Below are 18,085 nucleotides of genomic sequence, written 5' to 3'. Positions count from 1 at the left end.
TTGGAATCCGTTCATGTTTAAGCTGTACCGGCTGTTTGCTGTACTGTTGTTGCCCCTGCTTGCTTCATTCAGTTCGGCTGTGCAGGCCGAGCCCGAGGATGAGGCCGCCCACGCCTTGCATATCCTGGGCTACCTTGGCGCAGATTATCCCGCCACGGTGAGTAAGGGCGCCGTTATCAAGGAAGCGGAATACCGCGATCAGCTGGATCTCCTGCATACCTTGCAAAGTCTGATCGAAGGCCTGCCGGCGCGTCCTGAACGGACCGAGTTGGAGCAGGGCGTCACCCACCTGCGCGAGGCCATCACCCAAAAGGCCGACGGCGATGCGGTCGGACAGGAGGCGAGGGCGCTAGCCGCTCGATTGGCTCAGCTGTACCACGTGGCGCAGGCGCCAGCCATTACCCCAGACCCAACCCGTGGCGCACCGCTTTACGCCCAGCAGTGCGGGGTCTGTCATGGTAATACCGGGGCGGGCGACGGCCCGGCCGGCATCGGTCTGGAGCCCCCTCCCGGCGATCTGCGCGATCCGGCGCGAATGGATCACCTGAGCCTCTACGATATCTACAACACCGTCACGCGGGGTATCGACGGCACGGACATGCCTTCCTTTGCCAATCAACTCGATGAGCGTCAGCGCTGGGATGTGGCGTCCTACATTGCAAGCTTTAGTGCCGACCCGGCGAAAGCGGGTGCGGCCTCGTTCGATCTGGCGCAGCTGGCGGGCCGCACACCTGCCGAAGTGGCCGCCGCACAAGGGGATGAGGCTGCGGCCGCGTTCCGTGCCCAGCGTGCCAAGCCGCCTGTGCAGCAACGCGGCCCTGCCCAGCTGATCGATTACACCCGGGCAACCCTGGATAAAAGTCTGGCGGTCTATCGCGAAGGCGAACATGACCAGGCTTACGACCTATCGGTGGCAGCCTATCTGGAAGGTTTCGAACTGGTGGAAAGCGCCCTGGATAACCTGGACGCGACCCTGCGCAAGGACACCGAAAAGGCGCTCATGGCTTATCGGCAGTCCTTACAGGATGGCCTTGCCGTGGAGGAAGCCCAGGCTCGCCTGGACATAGCCAAGACGAAACTGGCAGCAGCCAGCGACCTGTTGAGCGGTGGTGGCATGTCTACCTCGCTGAGCTTTTTCGCCAGCCTTCTGATTCTTGTCCGTGAAGGTCTGGAAGCCATTCTGGTATTGGCCGCTGTGCTGGCTTTCCTGCGTAAGACCGGCCAGCAGTCCGCCATCCGTAGCGTGAACATCGGCTGGGGCCTGGCCATGCTGGCTGGTGTCGCTACCTGGGCGGTGGCAGCGTATGCGCTCAATATCAGTGGTGCCCAGCGGGAATTGATGGAAGGCATTACCGGTCTGTTCGCCAGTGTGGTGCTGCTCTGGGTCGGTGTCTGGATGCATGACCGCCGCAACGCCGCCGCCTGGCAGGACTACATCAAGAACAGCCTCGTGGGTGGCGGTGGTCGTTTCGGCTTTGCCATGCTGGCATTCTTCTCGGTCTATCGCGAGCTGTTCGAAGTGATCCTGTTCTACGAGACCCTGTGGCTACAGGCCGGCCCGGCAGGTCATGCGGCGGTACTAGGTGGTGCGATTACCGCGGTTGTTCTGCTGGTAGGGCTTGCCTGGGTCATCCTGCGAGGCTCCATGCGTCTGCCGCTGGGCCTGTTCTTCAGCGCCAATGCCGTCCTGTTGTGTCTGTTGTCGGTAATTTTCGCCGGGCATGGCGTGGCAGCGCTGCAGGAAGCAGGTGTGATCGGCACCCGTCCGGTACCGTTCTTTGATTTCGACTGGCTGGGTATCCACGCCGATGCCTACACCTTGACTGCCCAGGGCATCGCGATCGTGGCCATTGCGCTACTCTATGCCCGCAGCCGCTATGCCGAACGCCGTCGTGAGGTGTCAGGCGGCTCTGTCGGAAACGCGTAAGAGGTTTACATGCATATCTGGATCGACGCGGACGCCTGTCCGCGAGCTGCCAAAGAGCTGGTCTTCAAGTTTGCCCTGAAGCGCAAGCTCAACGTGATCATGGTGGCGGGCCAGCCACAGATCAAGCCGCCGTATGCCTGTGTGCGGTTGATCATTGTGGAAAGCGGGATGGATGCGGCAGACGACTACTTGGTCGAGCAGGCCCAGCCGGGTGATCTGGTCATCTGCAGCGACGTGCCGCTGGCGGATCGGCTGGTGAAAAAGGGCGTGGATGCGCTCGACCCGCGTGGCAAGGAGTTCGATACCCGTAACATGGGCGAGCGTCTGGCGGTGCGTAACCTGATGACTGATCTGCGCGATCAGGGCCAGATGGGCGGTGGTCAGCCGCCCTATGGGGAAAAGGAAAAGCAGGCCTTTGCCAATTCGCTCGACCGCCTGCTTACCCGGTTGACCCGCTCGGCGTAGAGCTGGCTCAGGCTGGCTCTACGTTCTGCTCCTGGTCGGCTCTTGCCAGCCAGACTTGCAGCTGCGGCAATGATAAGGGCTTGCTGAAGAAATAACCCTGGATGAAGTCGCACTGGTTTTCCCTGAGGAAAGTCAGCTGCTCCAGGGTCTCCACACCTTCGGCCACAACTCTGAGCTGCAGTTTGTGCGCCATGGCAATAATCGCGGCAGTAATCTCCATATCGGTCTGCTGATTAGGAATATCACGCACAAACGAGCGATCGACCTTGAGCGTATCGACCTTGAACTTGCTTAGGTACGCTAGGGAGGAGTAGCCACTGCCAAAGTCATCGATCGAAACCTTTACGCCAAGCGTTCGAATTCGTTCTAACAACTCAATCGCCAGGTTGAGGTTATGCATCAGAGCATTTTCAGTCAGCTCGAGCGTCAGCGCCTCGGGCGGCAGGTCGGCCGCGCTGAGCGCTTCTTCCACCCGCTTGGGAAGCGTGCGGTCGGTGAGGTTCAGCGGCGAGCAGTTCACAGCGACCCGTAGATCACTATAACCTAGCTCCCGTAGGATTTTGAGGTCTCGACAGGCACGTCGCATGACCCAATGATCCAGCTCACCAATTTGCCCGCTCAACTCTGCTACATGGACAAAGCGGTCAGGCCTGATGGGACCAAGCGTCGGATGATTCCAGCGAACCAATGCCTCCAGGCTAGCGGTGGTCCGCGCATCACTGGTAACAATAGGCTGGTAATGTACTTCCAGCGTGCCTTCAGTAATGGCCTGACGCAGTTCCTGCTCCAAGTGAAGCGTTTCCTCCGCCTGGGTCTGCAATTCTGGAGCAAAATGCAGGAAGCGATTACGCCCGTTGCGCTTGCACTGCCCCAAGGCAAGGCCGGCATTGCGCAGCAGCTCATTGGCGGAGCGGCCATCCTTGGGATAGTGCGCAATGCCGATACTCAGCGTCATGCCGATCTGCTGTCCGCTCAGGTTGAAGGGCGGACGAAGCTGTTCCAGCAGTCGCATGGCAACATTTTCGCTGTGCTCGGGCTGCGCCTCAGAAATCAGGACTAGAAACTCGTTGCCCTGACGAGCGACGTGCACGGTGCTATCAAGCACGGCCGTGATGCGTTGGGCAACCTGGGTAAGCAGATCGTCGCCCACGTTGTAACCCAGGCTGTCATTGATTCGCTTGAAGTGATCCAGATCCAGATTAAGCAGGGCAAGGCCTTCCTCGGGGGTGGCCTTGTTGATGATGCGCGCCAGCGTCTGGGTAAAGCTGTAATCATTCAGCAGCTGGGTAAGCGGATCGAGCAACGTAACCTGACTCAGCGCCGTCGACATCTCTTCCAGGCGTACGCTCTGCTCATGAAAACGGTGTTCCAGACGAGTGGCTGTCAGGCCTGCACAGATCACGACCAAGGTCAGAAATGCAATGATGGTCCCCAAAAGCCCATGATGGGCATCATGGGCCATCATCATGACTGGCGTATCTTCCGGGACCACTAGCGTTAGTGCGGCCATGCCAGTGAAGTGCATAGACACGATCGCACCGCCCAGAATCAGGCTACCCAGGATCATGAGCAATTGGGTATGGCGACCGGCTTGGTTACGGACGTAAAACGCCATGATCAGTGCCGCCAGAGACGCCAGGATAGCCACCAGGATGGAGACTAGGAACAGGAGCGGGTTGTACACCTGGACACCAACGGAATTGATTGCGGACATTCCGGTGTAGTGCATGGCTGCAATGCCGCAGCCCGCTGCAACCGATGCTGCCAAGTATTCCCAGGTAGCAAGCCGCTCACGACTGATAAGCCACATGACAACGCAGGACACGGCAACGGCGATGCCTAACGACAGCAACGTCATGCTGTAGCCGTACTGCATGCTGACCGGCGAGGCATAGGAAAGCATCGCAATGAAGTGCATTGACCAGATACCGCTGCCCAGCGCCAGGCCGCCTACACCACACCAGAGCAGACGGTTCTTACTCAAGGCGGCCGACGAGGCGCGTCTGGCCATGTAAAGCGCGGTATAACCGGCCGCTGTTGCCACCAGATAGGACAGCAGAACCAGAACGAAATGATGATGATCGGAGCCGACCGGTACGAAGCCGTCAGGCAGGGATGTGGCAAGCAACATGATTACAGACTCGAAAGGACATCCTACTGCATCGATATCTTCAATATCGCCACGGCAAGGCTACTGAATACGTTGGTAATGGCCTTATCGGCCGCCCGTCGGCCAAGCTTGAGGGTGACCGACAGGTGGAGGCTGGAAAAAGAAAGGAAAACTATTTTTTCGGAGCGCGTATCCGGCGCCACAGCCAGAGTACCACGCCCAGGACCAGCAGGGCGCCGAGCACCATCAGTTCGTAGCGCTTGAGATTGCCCAGGGCCCCTTCGAGCACTGCTCCAAAGTGATAGGCTGCCAATCCCAGGACAGTAGCCCAGACAATGGCGCCGATACCATTGAGCAGCAGGTAGCGCGCCGGAGGATAGCCCGACATGCCAATGGCCACCGGCATTACCGTTCTCAGGCCGTAGACGAAGCGAAAGCTGAGCACCCATAGATCGGGATGACGGCGAATATGATCCAGCGCCTTGTCTCCCATGGCTTCCCAGCGAGGCTTTCGCTTGAGTAGCTTGCGACCGTGACGGCGACCCAGGAAATACCACAGCTGGTCGCCTGCATAACTTCCCATGAAGGCCACCATGATGACCGTCTGGATGTTCATGTATTCGCGGAAGGCTAGAAAACCTGCCAGAACCAGAATGGTTTCACCCTCGAAGAACGTGCCGAGGAAGAGGGCGAAATAACCGAAATCATGGAGGAATTGTTGCAGCATCGTCACGACAACAGGGCGAAATGAAGGCGCAGCCTAACTCGGTTAGCCGCCGGAAGGAAGCTATCGCTTCGTCTAACCCTTTTTAAAAGCAGGGGATTTGCATAGCGATGTGCCAAGCCGAAGCTAGAGGTCGTCTGCCTTAAACAGGGTTGATAGACATGCCTTATTGTCATCAGTTGTTACCATTCGGTCATGATAGTGACTTATAACTCATCACAATGACTCTGCTTGAGTCCGGGAGTACACCGTGAGTTTCACTTCAGTAAGCCGTTCCTTTCCATTCACACGGATGCGCCGCCAGCGCCGGGATGACTTTTCCCGCCGTTTGATGCGTGAGCACACGCTGACCGTAGACGACCTGATCCTGCCGATGTTCGTGCTCGACGGCGAAAGTCGCCGTGAAAGCGTGCCCTCCATGCCGGGCGTCGAGCGTCTATCCATCGATCTTCTACTGGAAGAAGCGGCTGAGCTTGTAGCATTAGGCATTCCTGCCGTCGCTCTGTTCCCCGTCACACCGCCTGAGAAGAAATCTCTCGATGGTGCCGAGGCTTACAACCCTGATGGTATCGCCCAGCGGGCCACGCGTGCGCTCCGTGAACACTTTCCAGAGCTGGGCGTGATTACTGACGTTGCGCTCGATCCGTTTACCACCCACGGACAGGATGGCATTCTCGATGAGAAGGGCTATGTGCTGAACGACATATCCGTCGAGGTGCTGGTCAGGCAGGCGCTGTCCCATGCGGCCGCCGGTGCCCAGGTCGTTGCGCCGTCGGACATGATGGATGGCCGAGTAGGTGCCATTCGCGCGGCCCTGGAAGACGCGGGTTATCACAACGTGCAGATCATGGCCTACTCGGCCAAGTATGCGAGTGCCTATTATGGGCCTTTCCGGGATGCGGTCGGCTCGGCTGCTAACCTGGGCAAAGGCAACAAGGCGACCTACCAGATGGATCCGGCCAACAGTGACGAAGCCTTGCAGGAGGTGGCGGGCGATCTGGCCGAGGGGGCTGATTCCGTCATGGTCAAGCCGGGCATGCCTTACCTGGACATTGTGCGCCGGGTGAAGGACGAGTTCCGCGTGCCGACCTTTGTGTATCAGGTCAGCGGTGAATACGCCATGCACATGGCCGCAATCCAGAATGGCTGGCTATCCGAGGCGGTGATTCTGGAATCTCTGCTCGCTTTCAAACGTGCCGGCGCTGATGGCATTCTGACTTACTTTGCCAAACGCGCTGCCCAACAATTACGTCAGGAGCGTTAACGCTCCCAAGGAGCTGCCATGAACAGCCAAGGACTCATTGATACTACTGCGCGCACCGAGGAGGCCGCATTGACCGACGCTACGCCCACCGTTGAAACCACGCCTGCGGTCGCGGTGCCAGAAGCACCGGCCGTGCCGGCCTTAAGTGTTGACGACAGTAGCCTGTATATTCACCGGGAACTGTCTCAGCTGCAATTCAACATCCGGGTGCTCGAACAGGCCCTCGATGAGTCCTATCCGCTGCTTGAGCGGCTCAAGTTCCTGCTGATCTTTTCCAGCAACCTGGACGAGTTTTTCGAGATTCGTGTCGCGGGTCTGAAAAAACAGGTCGCCTTTGCCCGCGAGCAGGCCGGTGCCGACGGCTTGCTGCCGCACCAGGCCCTGGCCCGCATCAGCGACATCGTGCATGAGCAGGTGGCGCGCCAGTACACCATTCTCAACGATGTGCTGTTGCCGGAGCTGTCCAAACATCAGATCCGCTTCATTCGCCGCCGCAACTGGGACCTGAAGATCAAGGGCTGGGTGCGTAAGTTCTTCCGCGACGAGATCGCCCCGATCATCACGCCCATCGGGCTGGATCCCACACACCCGTTCCCGCTCCTGGTTAACAAGAGTCTCAACTTCATCGTTGAGCTGGAAGGGATGGACGCCTTTGGCCGCGACTCGGGTCTGGCCATTATTCCGGCGCCGCGTTCGCTGCCGCGTATCATCAGCGTGCCCGAAGAAATTGGCGGCCCGGGCGACAACTACGTTTTCCTCTCTTCGATGATCCATGCCCATGCCGACGACCTGTTCCCCGGCATGAAGGTGAAGGGCTGCTTCCAGTTCCGTCTGACCCGTAACGCCGACCTGTCGGTGGACGCCGAAGATGTAGACGACCTGGCCCGCGCACTGCGAGGCGAGCTGTTCTCCCGCCGCTACGGGGATGCGGTACGCCTGGAGGTGGTCGAAAGCTGCCCGAAAAACCTTACGGACTATCTGCTCAAGCAGTTCAATCTGGCTGAAAGCGAGCTTTACAAGGTCAACGGCCCGGTCAACCTGACGCGCTTGTTCAGTGTGACGGGACTCGACAGCCACCCGGAGCTGCAGAACGCCCCGCTGACGCCCAGCATTCCCAAGCTGCTTCAGAAGAAGGAAAACCTCTTCAACGTACTGGGCAAGATCGATGTGCTGCTGATGCACCCGTTCGAGTCCTTTACGCCTGTGGTTGACCTGCTGCGCCAGGCTGCCAAGGATCCCAGCGTTCTGGCCATCAAACAGACCCTGTACCGCAGCGGTGCCAACTCGGAAATCGTCGATGCGTTGGTAGAAGCGGCGCGTAGCGGCAAGGAAGTGACGGCTGTCATCGAATTGCGGGCGCGTTTCGACGAAGAATCCAACCTGCAACTGGCGAGCCGTCTCCAGCAGGCAGGGGCCGTGGTGATCTATGGGGTGGTCGGCTTCAAGACTCACGCCAAGATGATGCTCATTCTGCGCCGTGAAAATGGTGAGTTGCGGCGTTATGCGCACCTGGGCACTGGTAACTACCATGCCGGCAACGCCAAGCTGTACACCGACTACAGCCTGCTGACGGCCGACATAGCCCTGACCGAAGACGTTCACAAGCTGTTCAACCAGTTGATCGGTATGGGCAAGACCCTGCGCATGAAAAAGCTCCTGCATGCGCCGTTTACGCTCAAGAAGAACCTGCTGGAAATGATCAACCGTGAGGCCGCTGCAGCCGCGGAGGGTCGCCCCGCGCACATCATGGCCAAGGTCAACGGTCTGACCGACCCCAAGGTTATCCGAGCGCTATACAAGGCAAGCCAGGCGGGTGTGAAAATCGATCTGGTCGTTCGCGGAATGTGCTGTCTGCGTCCGGGCGTACCGGGCGTGTCGCATAACATCCAGGTGCGTTCGATCATCGGCCGCTTCCTGGAGCACAGCCGAATCTATTACTTCCTCAATGGGGGAGACGAGCGTATGTACCTGTCCAGTGCGGACTGGATGGAGCGAAACCTCGACATGCGTGTGGAGACCTGCTTCCCAGTGGAAGGCAAAAAGCTCATTTCACGAGTCAAGAAGGATCTGGAAGCCTACCTCACTGACAACACCCAGAGCTGGGTGCTGCAGGAGGACGGGAGTTACCAGCGCATTTCGCCAACGGGCAACCAGAACCCGCGGACTGTGCAGGCGACTCTCATGGAGCGCCTGAGCAGTCCGGGTATCAACACACGGTAAGGGTATAGCCGATCCGCGTGAGCCACTGCGCTTCCTGTTCGAAGTCAGCCTGGGTCAGCGGATTCTGCTCCAGCCAGCCGACCGGGAAGCATACCGCGAGGCTGCGCGGGCCTGCCTTGAGCGTCACGATGGGGCGCTCCTGGTTGCTGCGGATATGATGGAACAGAATGGCAAAGCGCAGCAGGATGCACAGGCGGATCAGGCTTTCGCCTTCTTCGTCCCCCAGCTCGGTGAAGCGGTCCCGCGGGATATTCCGGCGATGGCCGCGCACCAGAAGGGCTAGCATCTGCTGGTCGCGTCGGGAAAACCCAGGTAGATCGGAATGCTCGATCAGATAGGCGCCGTGCTTGTGATAGTGGTAGTGGGCAATGTCCAGTCCGATCTCATGCACGCGCGCTGCCCAGGTCAGCAGTTCCCGGTAGCAAGGATTGCTCAGGTTCCAGGCTTCGGTAACCTGTTCGAAGGCCTTCAGGGCACGGCGCTCGACCCGTTCGGCCTGACGCTTGTCCACGTGGTAGCGCTCTGCCAGGGCTGACAGCGTACGCTCCCGTACATCCTCGTGGTGCTGGCGACCGATCATGTCATAGAGCACACCTTCACGCAGTGCGCCTTCGGACAGGTTCATCTCCTGCAGCTCCAGCGCCTTGAAGATCGCCTCCAAAATGGCGAGACCACCCGGCAGAATGGTGCGACGGTCGGGCTTGACCCCTTCGATATCGAGCTTTTCGATGTCGCCCTGCTTGAAGATTTTGCGCTTGAGCCACTCGATGCCTTCGGCATTGACCTCACCCTTGCCGCGTCCGGCGGCCTGGATGGCCAGGGCTACGGCACGGATGGTGCCGGAGGCGCCTACGGCTTCCTGCCAGCCTTTTTCGCGCAGGCTCTGGTCGATGTTCATCAACTCCAGCCGGGCGGCCGTGTAGGCCTGGGCATAGCGGGACGGCGTAATCTTGCCGTCCGCGAAGAACCGCTTGGTATAACTGACGCAGCCCATCTGCAGGCTTTCGCGCTGATGGGTTTCAAAGCGCTGGCCGATAATGAACTCGGTGCTGCCACCACCGATATCAGTCACCAAGCGACGGCCTTCCATATCTGGCATGGTATGGGAAACGCCCAGGTAGATCAGGCGGGCTTCTTCACGGCCGGAGATGACTTCCACGGAATGCCCCAGTACCTGCTGGGCACGCATGATGAAGTCGCTGCGGTTCCTGGCCTCGCGAAGCGCGTTGGTGCCCACGATACGTACGGCGCCCAGCGGCAGGCCGGTGATCAACTGGGCAAAGCGGCGCAGGCATTCAAGCCCGCGTTCCATGGCTTCTTCGCTGAGCATTCGTGATTCGTCCAGCCCAGCGGCCAGCTGAATTTTTTCGCCCATGCGTTCAAGAATACGAATTTCGCCATGGTCAGTCCGCGCCCGAACAATGTGAAAGCTATTGGAGCCAAGATCGATGGCAGCAATCAGGGGAAACGGTTCTGCGGATGAATGCGGCATGCTGACGGTCTCATACATAAACGTCGACAATCGTGCCACGATCGAAGAGGTCTGCCAAACCTCAACGTGCAGTCAGACTGTTTCAGTCGATGGGCTGTGGCCTGGATCAATGAACCGAACCGATGAACTGTGCCAGCTCCGGCGTCCCGGGGTTGGCGAATAATTTCTTGGGATTGCTCAGTTCATGCACCTTGCCCTGACGCATGAACACCTGTACATCGCCCACTTGGCGGCAAAGCGCGTCTCATGAGGCATCATGATCAGTGTCATGCCATCCTGGACCCGCTGCTTCCTGCTAAAGATTCTTGCCTAGGCTGAAAATCACTTAATCAACCTTGCCTTGATTTTAAAAGGAATACGATTGGTGCTGGTTATTGGCACCAGCACGAGTCTGGTATCCAGCTTCTCGGCACCCGCTGTGCCGTGTCGATATTGAGACCATGCGGATGAGGCATGCTGCTCCGTTCTAGTGCGCAGCTTCACTGAGAAGGGCAAAACAAGGCGTATTCGTACAGGCAGCCCGCTGATTTTCCAGTAGTCTGCCAAATGGTGTAATTGAGAGGCTTTAGCTGTCCCAATAAAGAGACTTAATGGCTTGTGCCTTCCTGTTAAGCGCTGGCAGGGCTATAGTGGTCGTTCTTTTTTGTCGTTTCCGAATTCGGAGAAAGTCCATGAGCGAATACATCACCAACGTCAGCGATGCCAGCTTCGAGCAGGACGTGCTCAAGGCTGACGGTCCCGTGCTGGTCGACTACTGGGCCGAATGGTGTGGTCCCTGCAAAATGATTGCGCCGGTTCTGGATGAAATCGCCAAGGACTATCAGGGCAAGCTGAAGGTTTGCAAACTCAACATTGATGAAAACCAGGACACCCCGCCGAAGTATGGCGTACGCGGTATCCCGACGCTGATGCTGTTCAAGAACGGCTCCGTTGAAGCCACCAAGGTGGGTGCGTTGTCCAAATCCCAGCTGGCGGCATTCCTCGATAGCAATATCTGATTTTATTGCTCTCGATCAAAGGCCCTGCGTTTAGCGGGGCTTTTTGTTATTTAGCACTAGACGTCCTGTCTAGCAGGGTGCTACATTCGATCTCGCAACGACACAAACGCGTGTCGCCCTCTGCATGCCTTCGCCGATTCTCTTACTAGAATAACCAACGCGATTCTGTCGTTAGCCGCGGCGAGGCCTCTCAAGCCAAAAAGATTCTTACTCCCTCCTTTTCTCAGTTAGCAACGTCTATGAACCTTACCGAACTCAAGCAAAAGCCAATCACGGAACTGTTGGAAATGGCGGAAGCCATGGGCCTGGAAAACATGGCTCGCTCCCGCAAGCAGGACGTGATTTTCTCTCTGCTGAAAAAACACGCAAAAAGCGGTGAAGAGATTTCCGGTGATGGCGTGCTGGAGATTCTGCAGGATGGCTTCGGCTTCCTGCGTAGTGCGGACTCCTCCTACCTGGCCGGCCCCGACGATATCTACGTCTCTCCCAGTCAGATCCGCCGTTTCAATCTGCGCACCGGTGATACCATCATCGGCAAGATTCGCCCGCCGAAAGAAGGCGAGCGTTACTTCGCGCTGCTCAAGGTCGATACCATCAACTATGATCGACCCGAGAATGCGAAGAACAAGATCCTGTTCGAAAACCTGACGCCGCTGTTCCCCAACAAGCGCCTGACGATGGAAGCCGGTAATGGTTCCACCGAAGACCTCACCGGCCGAGTGATCGACCTGTGTGCGCCGATTGGCAAAGGCCAGCGTGGTCTGATCGTCGCTCCGCCGAAAGCGGGCAAGACGCTGATGCTGCAGAACATCGCCAGCAACATCACCCGTAACAACCCCGAGTGCCACCTGATCGTTCTGTTGATCGACGAGCGCCCGGAAGAAGTAACCGAAATGCAGCGTACCGTGCGCGGCGAAGTAGTGGCGTCCACCTTTGACGAGCCGCCAACCCGCCACGTACAGGTTGCTGAAATGGTAATCGAGAAGGCCAAGCGTCTGGTCGAGCACAAGAAAGACGTGGTAATCCTGTTGGACTCCATTACCCGTCTGGCACGTGCCTACAACACCGTGATCCCGAGCTCCGGCAAGGTACTGACCGGTGGTGTGGACGCCCATGCGCTCGAAAAGCCCAAGCGTTTCTTCGGTGCGGCACGTAACATCGAAGAAGGCGGTAGCCTGACCATTCTGGCAACAGCTCTGGTCGATACCGGCTCGAAGATGGACGAGGTCATCTACGAAGAATTCAAGGGTACCGGTAACATGGAGCTTCAGCTGGATCGCAAGATCTCCGAGAAGCGCGTATTCCCCGCTATCAACATCAATCGCTCCGGCACCCGCCGCGAAGAGTTGCTGACCGGTGAGGAAGAGCTGCAGCGCATCTGGATTCTGCGCAAGATCCTGCATCCGATGGAAGAGATCGGTGCCATCGAGTTCCTGCTCGATAAGTTGCGTCAGACCAAGACCAACGACGAGTTCTTCGACTCGATGAAGCGCAAGTAAGACTGAAAAGGCCGGGGTTTCCCGGCCTTTTTACATTCCGGGCAGGCTTTTCATTTTCGAAAAGGGGGCCAGGAGCGGTACACTTTCCGCTTCATTCTCTGCCGAGATACCTCCCGCTATGCAATACCGCGACCTTCGCGACTTCATCCGCGGCCTGGAACAGCGTGGCGAGCTGAAGCGCATCCAGACCCCCGTCTCGCCCAACCTCGAAATGACCGAAGTGTGTGACCGTACCCTGCGTCGCAAGGGGCCGGCTCTGCTGTTCGAAAATCCGACCGGATACGACATGCCTGTGCTAGGCAACCTGTTTGGCACACCTGAGCGGGTTGCGATGGGCATGGGTGCAGAAGATGTCGGTGAACTGCGCGAGATTGGCAAGCTGCTGGCATTTCTGAAGGAGCCGGAGCCGCCCAAGGGATTGAAGGATGCCTGGTCAAAGCTGCCGATTTACAAGAAGGTCATCAGCATGGCGCCCAAGGTGATGAAGGACGCCCCTTGCCATGAGGTGATCGAAGAGGGCGAGGCGGTTGATCTGTCCCGCTTGCCGATCCAGCACTGCTGGCCGGGCGATGTCGGTCCGTTGATCACCTGGGGCCTGACTGTTACCAAGGGACCGAACAAGGAACGGCAGAACCTGGGTATCTACCGTCAGCAGGTCATTGGTCGCAACAAGGTCATCATGCGCTGGCTTAGCCATCGTGGCGGCGCCCTGGATTTTCGTGAATGGTGCGCCAAGTATCCAGGCAAGCCCTATCCCGTGGCGGTAGCCCTGGGTGCAGATCCGGCAACGATTCTAGGCGCTGTTACGCCGGTTCCGGATACGCTGTCCGAATATGCATTTGCTGGCCTTCTGCGTGGCAGCCGTACCGAGCTGGTGAAATGCATCGGCAGCGATCTGCAGGTGCCGGCCAGCGCCGAGATCATTCTGGAAGGCTTCATCTATCCCGGCGAGATGGCTGATGAGGGGCCTTACGGTGACCATACCGGCTATTACAATGAAGTAGACCGCTTCCCAGTGTTTACCGTCGAGCGTATCACTCGCCGCCGTGACGCGATCTACCACAGTACCTATACCGGACGTCCGCCGGATGAGCCGGCCATTCTTGGTGTGGCATTGAACGAAGTGTTCGTGCCGATCCTGCAAAAGCAATTTCCCGAGATCGTCGATTTCTACCTGCCGCCTGAAGGATGCTCCTACCGTATGGCGGTAGTGACCATGAAAAAGCAGTACCCAGGCCATGCCAAGCGGGTAATGCTGGGCGTCTGGAGCTTCCTGCGCCAGTTCATGTACACCAAGTTCGTGATCGTGACCGATGATGACATCAACGCTCGGGACTGGAACGATGTGATCTGGGCTATCACGACCCGCATGGACCCCAAGCGCGACACCGTGATGATCGACAATACGCCTATCGACTATCTGGATTTCGCTTCGCCGATTTCGGGCCTGGGCTCGAAGATGGGGTTGGACGCCACCAACAAGTGGCCCGGAGAGACCAATCGGGAATGGGGGCGGGCTATCGTCAAGGACGAAGCCGTGGTCAAGCGGGTCGATGAGATCTGGTCCAGCCTGGGGATCGATTGATGGATACTGTTGGCCCGGCGGGGATAAGTTGCGCACATTGTGCGTCGAACCCTATGCATACAGAGGAATTTGCAGGCATGGGATTCGTGCAGAGCTATCCCCAGACATCCACTTCCATTCACAAGGCGTCCTGAGATGAAGGTCACGCTACGTCCCTCCGGGGCGGTACTCGAGACGTTACCTGGCGAGCGCATCCTGGATGCGGCACGCAGACTGGGGTATGAGTGTCCGCACAGCTGCCGCAACGGTAATTGCCATGTCTGTGCAGCCTTGTTGATCGAAGGGCGGGTCAGGCAGCAGAACGATGTCATCGACCACGGTGAGATTTTTGTCTGCCTGGCCGAGCCGCTCGAAACATGCGAGTTGCATTGGGATGGAGTATTGGCGCCGGGCGAGCTTCCAGTAGGCACCTTTGCCTGTCAGGTTCTGGCATGTGAGGATGTGGGCGGAGATGTACGCCGTGTCCGGCTGCTGGCTCCAGCAGGCAAGCCCCCGCGCTATCACGCTGGACAATACCTGATGCTTGAGCGGGACGATGGCAAGCAGTCGGCCTTTTCGCTGGCATCCGCACCGCATCAGGGGCGTGAGCTGGAGTTGCATATTCTGACGCGTGAAGAGAGCAGTCAGGCGATTATCCAGCAGCTTGAGCGAGAGCGCATGGTGCGCGTCCAGCTGCCTTTTGGCGATGCGCATCTGGCCGATCTGCCTCCAGGCCCGCTTGTTCTGATCGCGGCCGGAACGGGAATGGCACAAATGCACAGCCTCATCGAGGATTGCCGTGCGCGCGGCTTCGATCAACCGCTGCACCTGTATTGGGGCGTGCGTCATCCCGATGACTTCTATGCATTACCCCATTGGGAAGAGTGGGAGCAGGACCCCCGTCTTCACTTGAACAAGGTAGTGAGTGACCTGTGTGGGTGGGAGGGACGTTGTGGCCTTCTGCATGAAGCGGTGCGAGAGGACTTCACCGATATGAAGTCACTCCACGTGTATGCCAGTGGGTCGCCTGCCATGGTTTATGCCACATTGGATGCGCTGGTCGAAGGTGGGATGGATCCTCACCAAATGCGGGCCGACGTGTTCGCCTATGCGCCAAGAGAGGCGCTGGGGTTGTAAGCCGGACCGATCCAGCCCGTAGCTGGATCGGTCCGCTACCTTAACTCAATACCGGGTTTTTATGGCGCAGCGTCAAGGCCAGGAACACAATGGCCAATACGCATGACGCGACCAGCAGCATGAAGCCGCCGTCCCAGCCGTACAGGTCCACTGTGTAGCCAACCAGTGCGTTGGCGGCTACCGAGCCCCCCAGGTAGCCGAACAGGCCGGTAAAGCCGGCAGCTGTCCCGGCGGCTTTCTTGGGCACCAGCTCCAGGGCCTGCAAACCGATCAGCATCACCGGGCCGTAGATCAGAAAGCCAATGGCGATCAGTGCGAACATATCGACCATGGGATTACCTGGCGGGTTGAGCCAGTAAACCACGGTGCCGACTGCCACCAGAGCCATGAACACTACACCGGTGGCGCCACGATTGCCCTTGAACAGTTTGTCCGATAGCCAGCCGCACAGCAGCGTGCCGGGAATACCGGCCCACTCATACAAAAAGTATGCCCAGGATGATTTGTCCACCGTGAAATGCTTGGCTTCCTTCAGGTAGGTAGGCGCCCAATCCAGCACGCCGTAACGCAGCAGATAGACGAATACGTTGGCCAGTGCGATGTACCAGAGCATGCGGTTTTTCAGCACGTATTTGACAAAGATTTCCTTTGTACTGAATTCGCGTTCATGGCTCTCGTCGTAGCCTTCTGGGTAGTCCTGCTTGTATTCCTCGATAGGTGGCAACCCACAGGACTGCGGCGTATCGCGCATGGTCAGGAACGCGAAAACTGCAACACCCAGCGCTACGGCCGCCGGAACGTAGAAGGCTGAGTGCCAATCGTTGAACCAGCCGAGCCCCAGCAGAAACAGCGGGCCAATCAGACCACCGCCTACGTTATGGGCAACGTTCCAGACCGAGACCACGCCGCCGCGTTCCTTCTGGGACCACCAATGCACCATGGTTCGCCCGCTGGGTGGCCAGCCCATCCCTTGCGCCCAACCATTGATGAACAGCAGGATGAACATGATGGTCACGCTTGAGGTTGCCCAATGTGCGAAACCGAAAATGAACATCACACCCGCCGAGACCAGCAGGCCGAAGGGCAGAAAGTAGCGGGGATTCGAGCGGTCGGACACCATGCCCATGAGGAATTTGGAAAGACCATAGGCGATGGCAACGGCCGATAATGCAATACCCAGCTCTCCTCGGCTGTAGCCTTCCTCTACCAGGTAGGGCATCGCCAGAGAAAAGTTTTTGCGCAGAAGATAGTACCCGGCATAACCGATGAAGATACCGGCAAAGATCTGCCAGCGCAGACGTTTGTAAGCAGGATCGATGCGATCGGAAGGCAGGCGCGCCGTATGCGGGGCCGGACGAAAAATACCAAGCATTTGAGCTCCGAAGATCGTTGTTTTTATGAGAAGAGACGTGCAGGGCAAATATTACAGTTTCATTTCAGAAAAATGACCGATACCGCTGTGCGATAAACGAAAATAAACGCTCGCAAAATGTTGTTTTCCGAACGTACAGGTCCTAATGCCCGTTCAGTCACAGGTTGTGACGTGTGAACTGAACGCGGTTGGCGTTCTGTAAGGGGATGCGTATGCTGCCCCGCCGAACCGCACTTGACCGCACGTGATGGGTCTCAACCATAACCGCCTGTGTTCTGATCGTTATGCCCACCTGGAAGCGCTACGTATCACGTCTGGTTGATCTCGCTACCGTCCTGATCAATCGTTATCCACGCCTGATTGCCCTGGCAGGCTTTGTTTCGGGTGTGTGCAGCTTTCTGCTGGTTGATCGCCAGCATGGCTTTGCTAAGGTAATGGCCATCGTAATGTTGGCCAGCTGGTTATGGCTGATGGTTGAGAACGTGCTGCGTCAGTGGGTGACTAGGCGGTTTGGCTGGAACCTGCCCCCTGGGCTGTTTCGCTACGCAACCCAGATGATTCATCAGGAAAGCCTGTTCTTTGTCCTGCCGTTCCTGTTTGTCACAACCACCTGGAACAGCGGACAGGCCATCTTTACCGGCCTGCTGGCCGCCATGGCTGTCGTATCGATTGTCGACCCGCTGTACTACAAAGCGCTGTCGAGCCGGCGCTGGATCTTTCTGGGCTATCACACGCTGACGTTGTTTGCCGTTCTGCTTACGTCCCTGCCCATCATCCTGCAACTGACCACCACGCAGAGCTACCGGCTGGCATTAGGCGTGGCGGTGTTGTTGTCGTTTCCAAGCATTCTTGTGGCGCTCTCGATCCGACGCCTGTGGCAATGGCCTGTCGTGCTTGGTCTGAGCCTGATGGTGGGAGGCCTAGGATGGGTACTGCGTACCTGGGTGCCGCCCGCCACGTTGTGGCTGACCGATGTGGCGGTTACCAGCAGCTTTGACAACCTCAAGCGCGAACCGGGTAAGAGTCTGAAGGAAATCGGTGCTGCCCAGCTGCGTTCACAAGGTCTCTATGCCTATACGGCCATCAACGCGCCCCGTGGGCTGAGTGAGCGGATTTACCATGTCTGGCTGCATAATGGGGATGAGGTCGACCGTATCCCACTCGAGATCAGCGGAGGCCGCGAGGCTGGCTACCGGGCCTGGACACACAAGCAGAACTTCCCGAGTGATGTGGCCGGCCGATGGCAGGTACAGATCATAACCGAGGACGGGCAGATGATCGGTACCTTGCGCTTCGAGGTAACGCCCTAACGG

At 58.1% G+C, this 18,085-nt stretch carries 13 protein-coding genes and 1 pseudogene; 9 read left to right on the top strand and 5 right to left on the bottom strand.

Going from position 1 to position 18,085, the window contains the following annotated elements:
- The first annotated feature begins 13 nt into the window (after positions 1-13).
- On the top strand, positions 14-1,927 hold the full coding sequence (locus JQR86_RS17760; protein ID WP_434153972.1) for an FTR1 family protein: 1,914 nt from the start codon (positions 14-16) through the stop codon (positions 1,925-1,927).
- A 9-nt stretch (positions 1,928-1,936) separates the two neighbouring features.
- Entirely contained in the window at positions 1,937-2,392 is a 456-nt protein-coding gene (locus JQR86_RS17755) for a YaiI/YqxD family protein (protein ID WP_010796687.1), read from the top strand.
- Positions 2,393-2,399: 7 nt separating this feature from the next.
- Here the strand turns inward: JQR86_RS17755 and JQR86_RS17750 are convergent, their stop codons facing one another.
- Together JQR86_RS17750 and JQR86_RS17745 are read right to left on the bottom strand one after the other, a co-directional pair.
- A complete protein-coding gene (locus JQR86_RS17750; protein ID WP_407362738.1) occupies positions 2,400-4,523 on the bottom strand; it encodes a putative bifunctional diguanylate cyclase/phosphodiesterase in 2,124 nt (707 codons plus the stop codon).
- Between the two features lie 151 nt (positions 4,524-4,674).
- On the bottom strand, positions 4,675-5,229 hold the full coding sequence (locus tag JQR86_RS17745) for a DedA family protein (RefSeq protein ID WP_010796689.1): 555 nt from the start codon (positions 5,227-5,229) through the stop codon (positions 4,675-4,677).
- Between the two features lie 289 nt (positions 5,230-5,518).
- On the opposite strand from JQR86_RS17745, the gene hemB reads away from it, so the two are divergent.
- The gene (hemB, locus tag JQR86_RS17740) at positions 5,519-6,490 is read left to right on the top strand and encodes a porphobilinogen synthase (RefSeq protein WP_434154949.1); all 972 of its coding nucleotides are present in this window, start codon (positions 5,519-5,521) and stop codon (positions 6,488-6,490) included.
- A gap of 18 nt (positions 6,491-6,508) precedes the next feature.
- Positions 6,509-8,710: a polyphosphate kinase 1 gene (gene ppk1 / locus JQR86_RS17735; RefSeq protein WP_010796691.1), complete on the top strand. Its 2,202-nt coding sequence runs from the start codon at positions 6,509-6,511 to the stop codon at positions 8,708-8,710.
- On the opposite strand, the gene ppx is transcribed toward ppk1, so the two are convergent.
- Together ppx and JQR86_RS17725 are read right to left on the bottom strand one after the other, a co-directional pair.
- Positions 8,697-10,202 carry an exopolyphosphatase gene (gene ppx / locus JQR86_RS17730; RefSeq protein ID WP_239382232.1) on the bottom strand — a complete coding sequence of 502 codons (1,506 nt, stop codon included), beginning with the start codon at positions 10,200-10,202 and terminating at the stop codon, positions 8,697-8,699. The two genes, ppk1 and ppx, sit on opposite strands and share 14 nt — an antisense overlap.
- Before the next feature lie 106 nt (positions 10,203-10,308).
- Positions 10,309-10,493, bottom strand: a pseudogene (locus JQR86_RS17725) (amino acid ABC transporter ATP-binding protein); the annotation flags it as partial.
- 380 nt (positions 10,494-10,873) lie between these two features.
- Here JQR86_RS17725 and trxA point away from each other — a divergent pair.
- The 4 genes from trxA (at position 10,874) to JQR86_RS17705 (ending at position 15,400) form a co-directional block, all read left to right on the top strand.
- Positions 10,874-11,200, top strand: coding sequence for a thioredoxin TrxA (gene trxA, locus JQR86_RS17720; protein ID WP_010796694.1), 327 nt, complete (start codon positions 10,874-10,876; stop codon positions 11,198-11,200).
- A gap of 239 nt (positions 11,201-11,439) precedes the next feature.
- The gene (gene rho / locus JQR86_RS17715) at positions 11,440-12,699 is read left to right on the top strand and encodes a transcription termination factor Rho (protein WP_010796695.1); all 1,260 of its coding nucleotides are present in this window, start codon (positions 11,440-11,442) and stop codon (positions 12,697-12,699) included.
- Between the two features lie 118 nt (positions 12,700-12,817).
- Positions 12,818-14,284, top strand: a complete 1,467-nt coding sequence (ubiD, locus tag JQR86_RS17710; RefSeq protein WP_010796696.1) for a 4-hydroxy-3-polyprenylbenzoate decarboxylase — start codon at positions 12,818-12,820, stop codon at positions 14,282-14,284.
- A gap of 135 nt (positions 14,285-14,419) precedes the next feature.
- Positions 14,420-15,400 carry a CDP-6-deoxy-delta-3,4-glucoseen reductase gene (locus tag JQR86_RS17705; RefSeq protein WP_074821551.1) on the top strand — a complete coding sequence of 327 codons (981 nt, stop codon included), beginning with the start codon at positions 14,420-14,422 and terminating at the stop codon, positions 15,398-15,400.
- A gap of 40 nt (positions 15,401-15,440) precedes the next feature.
- On the opposite strand, the gene glpT is transcribed toward JQR86_RS17705, so the two are convergent.
- On the bottom strand, positions 15,441-16,772 hold the full coding sequence (gene glpT, locus JQR86_RS17700) for a glycerol-3-phosphate transporter (RefSeq protein WP_074821554.1): 1,332 nt from the start codon (positions 16,770-16,772) through the stop codon (positions 15,441-15,443).
- 284 nt (positions 16,773-17,056) lie between these two features.
- Here glpT and JQR86_RS17695 point away from each other — a divergent pair, with 284 nt between their 5' ends.
- Entirely contained in the window at positions 17,057-18,082 is a 1,026-nt protein-coding gene (locus tag JQR86_RS17695) for a DUF5924 family protein (protein WP_122040982.1), read from the top strand.
- Positions 18,083-18,085: the final 3 nt, after the last annotated feature.

Origin of the sequence: Pseudomonas sp. JZ134, assembly GCF_051027695.1 — a bacterium.
Taxonomy (GTDB): domain Bacteria; phylum Pseudomonadota; class Gammaproteobacteria; order Pseudomonadales; family Pseudomonadaceae; genus Chryseomonas; species Chryseomonas luteola.
This window is presented reverse-complemented; position numbering and strand designations above follow the sequence as displayed.

What these genes read in the sequence shown, in the direction of transcription:
- hemB (WP_434154949.1), top strand. Translation starts at nt 5,519, where the DNA reads ATGCGCCGCCAGCGCCGGGATGACTTTTCCCGCCGTTTGATGCGTGAG.
- ppk1 (WP_010796691.1), top strand. Translation starts at nt 6,509, where the DNA reads ATGAACAGCCAAGGACTCATTGATACTACTGCGCGCACCGAGGAGGCC.
- JQR86_RS17705 (WP_074821551.1), top strand. Translation starts at nt 14,420, where the DNA reads ATGAAGGTCACGCTACGTCCCTCCGGGGCGGTACTCGAGACGTTACCT.
- JQR86_RS17745 (WP_010796689.1), bottom strand. Translation starts at nt 5,229, where the DNA reads ATGCTGCAACAATTCCTCCATGATTTCGGTTATTTCGCCCTCTTCCTC.
- trxA (WP_010796694.1), top strand. Translation starts at nt 10,874, where the DNA reads ATGAGCGAATACATCACCAACGTCAGCGATGCCAGCTTCGAGCAGGAC.
- ubiD (WP_010796696.1), top strand. Translation starts at nt 12,818, where the DNA reads ATGCAATACCGCGACCTTCGCGACTTCATCCGCGGCCTGGAACAGCGT.
- ppx (WP_239382232.1), bottom strand. Translation starts at nt 10,202, where the DNA reads ATGCCGCATTCATCCGCAGAACCGTTTCCCCTGATTGCTGCCATCGAT.
- JQR86_RS17760 (WP_434153972.1), top strand. Translation starts at nt 14, where the DNA reads ATGTTTAAGCTGTACCGGCTGTTTGCTGTACTGTTGTTGCCCCTGCTT.
- JQR86_RS17755 (WP_010796687.1), top strand. Translation starts at nt 1,937, where the DNA reads ATGCATATCTGGATCGACGCGGACGCCTGTCCGCGAGCTGCCAAAGAG.
- JQR86_RS17750 (WP_407362738.1), bottom strand. Translation starts at nt 4,523, where the DNA reads ATGTTGCTTGCCACATCCCTGCCTGACGGCTTCGTACCGGTCGGCTCC.
- JQR86_RS17695 (WP_122040982.1), top strand. Translation starts at nt 17,057, where the DNA reads ATGCCCACCTGGAAGCGCTACGTATCACGTCTGGTTGATCTCGCTACC.
- rho (WP_010796695.1), top strand. Translation starts at nt 11,440, where the DNA reads ATGAACCTTACCGAACTCAAGCAAAAGCCAATCACGGAACTGTTGGAA.
- glpT (WP_074821554.1), bottom strand. Translation starts at nt 16,772, where the DNA reads ATGCTTGGTATTTTTCGTCCGGCCCCGCATACGGCGCGCCTGCCTTCC.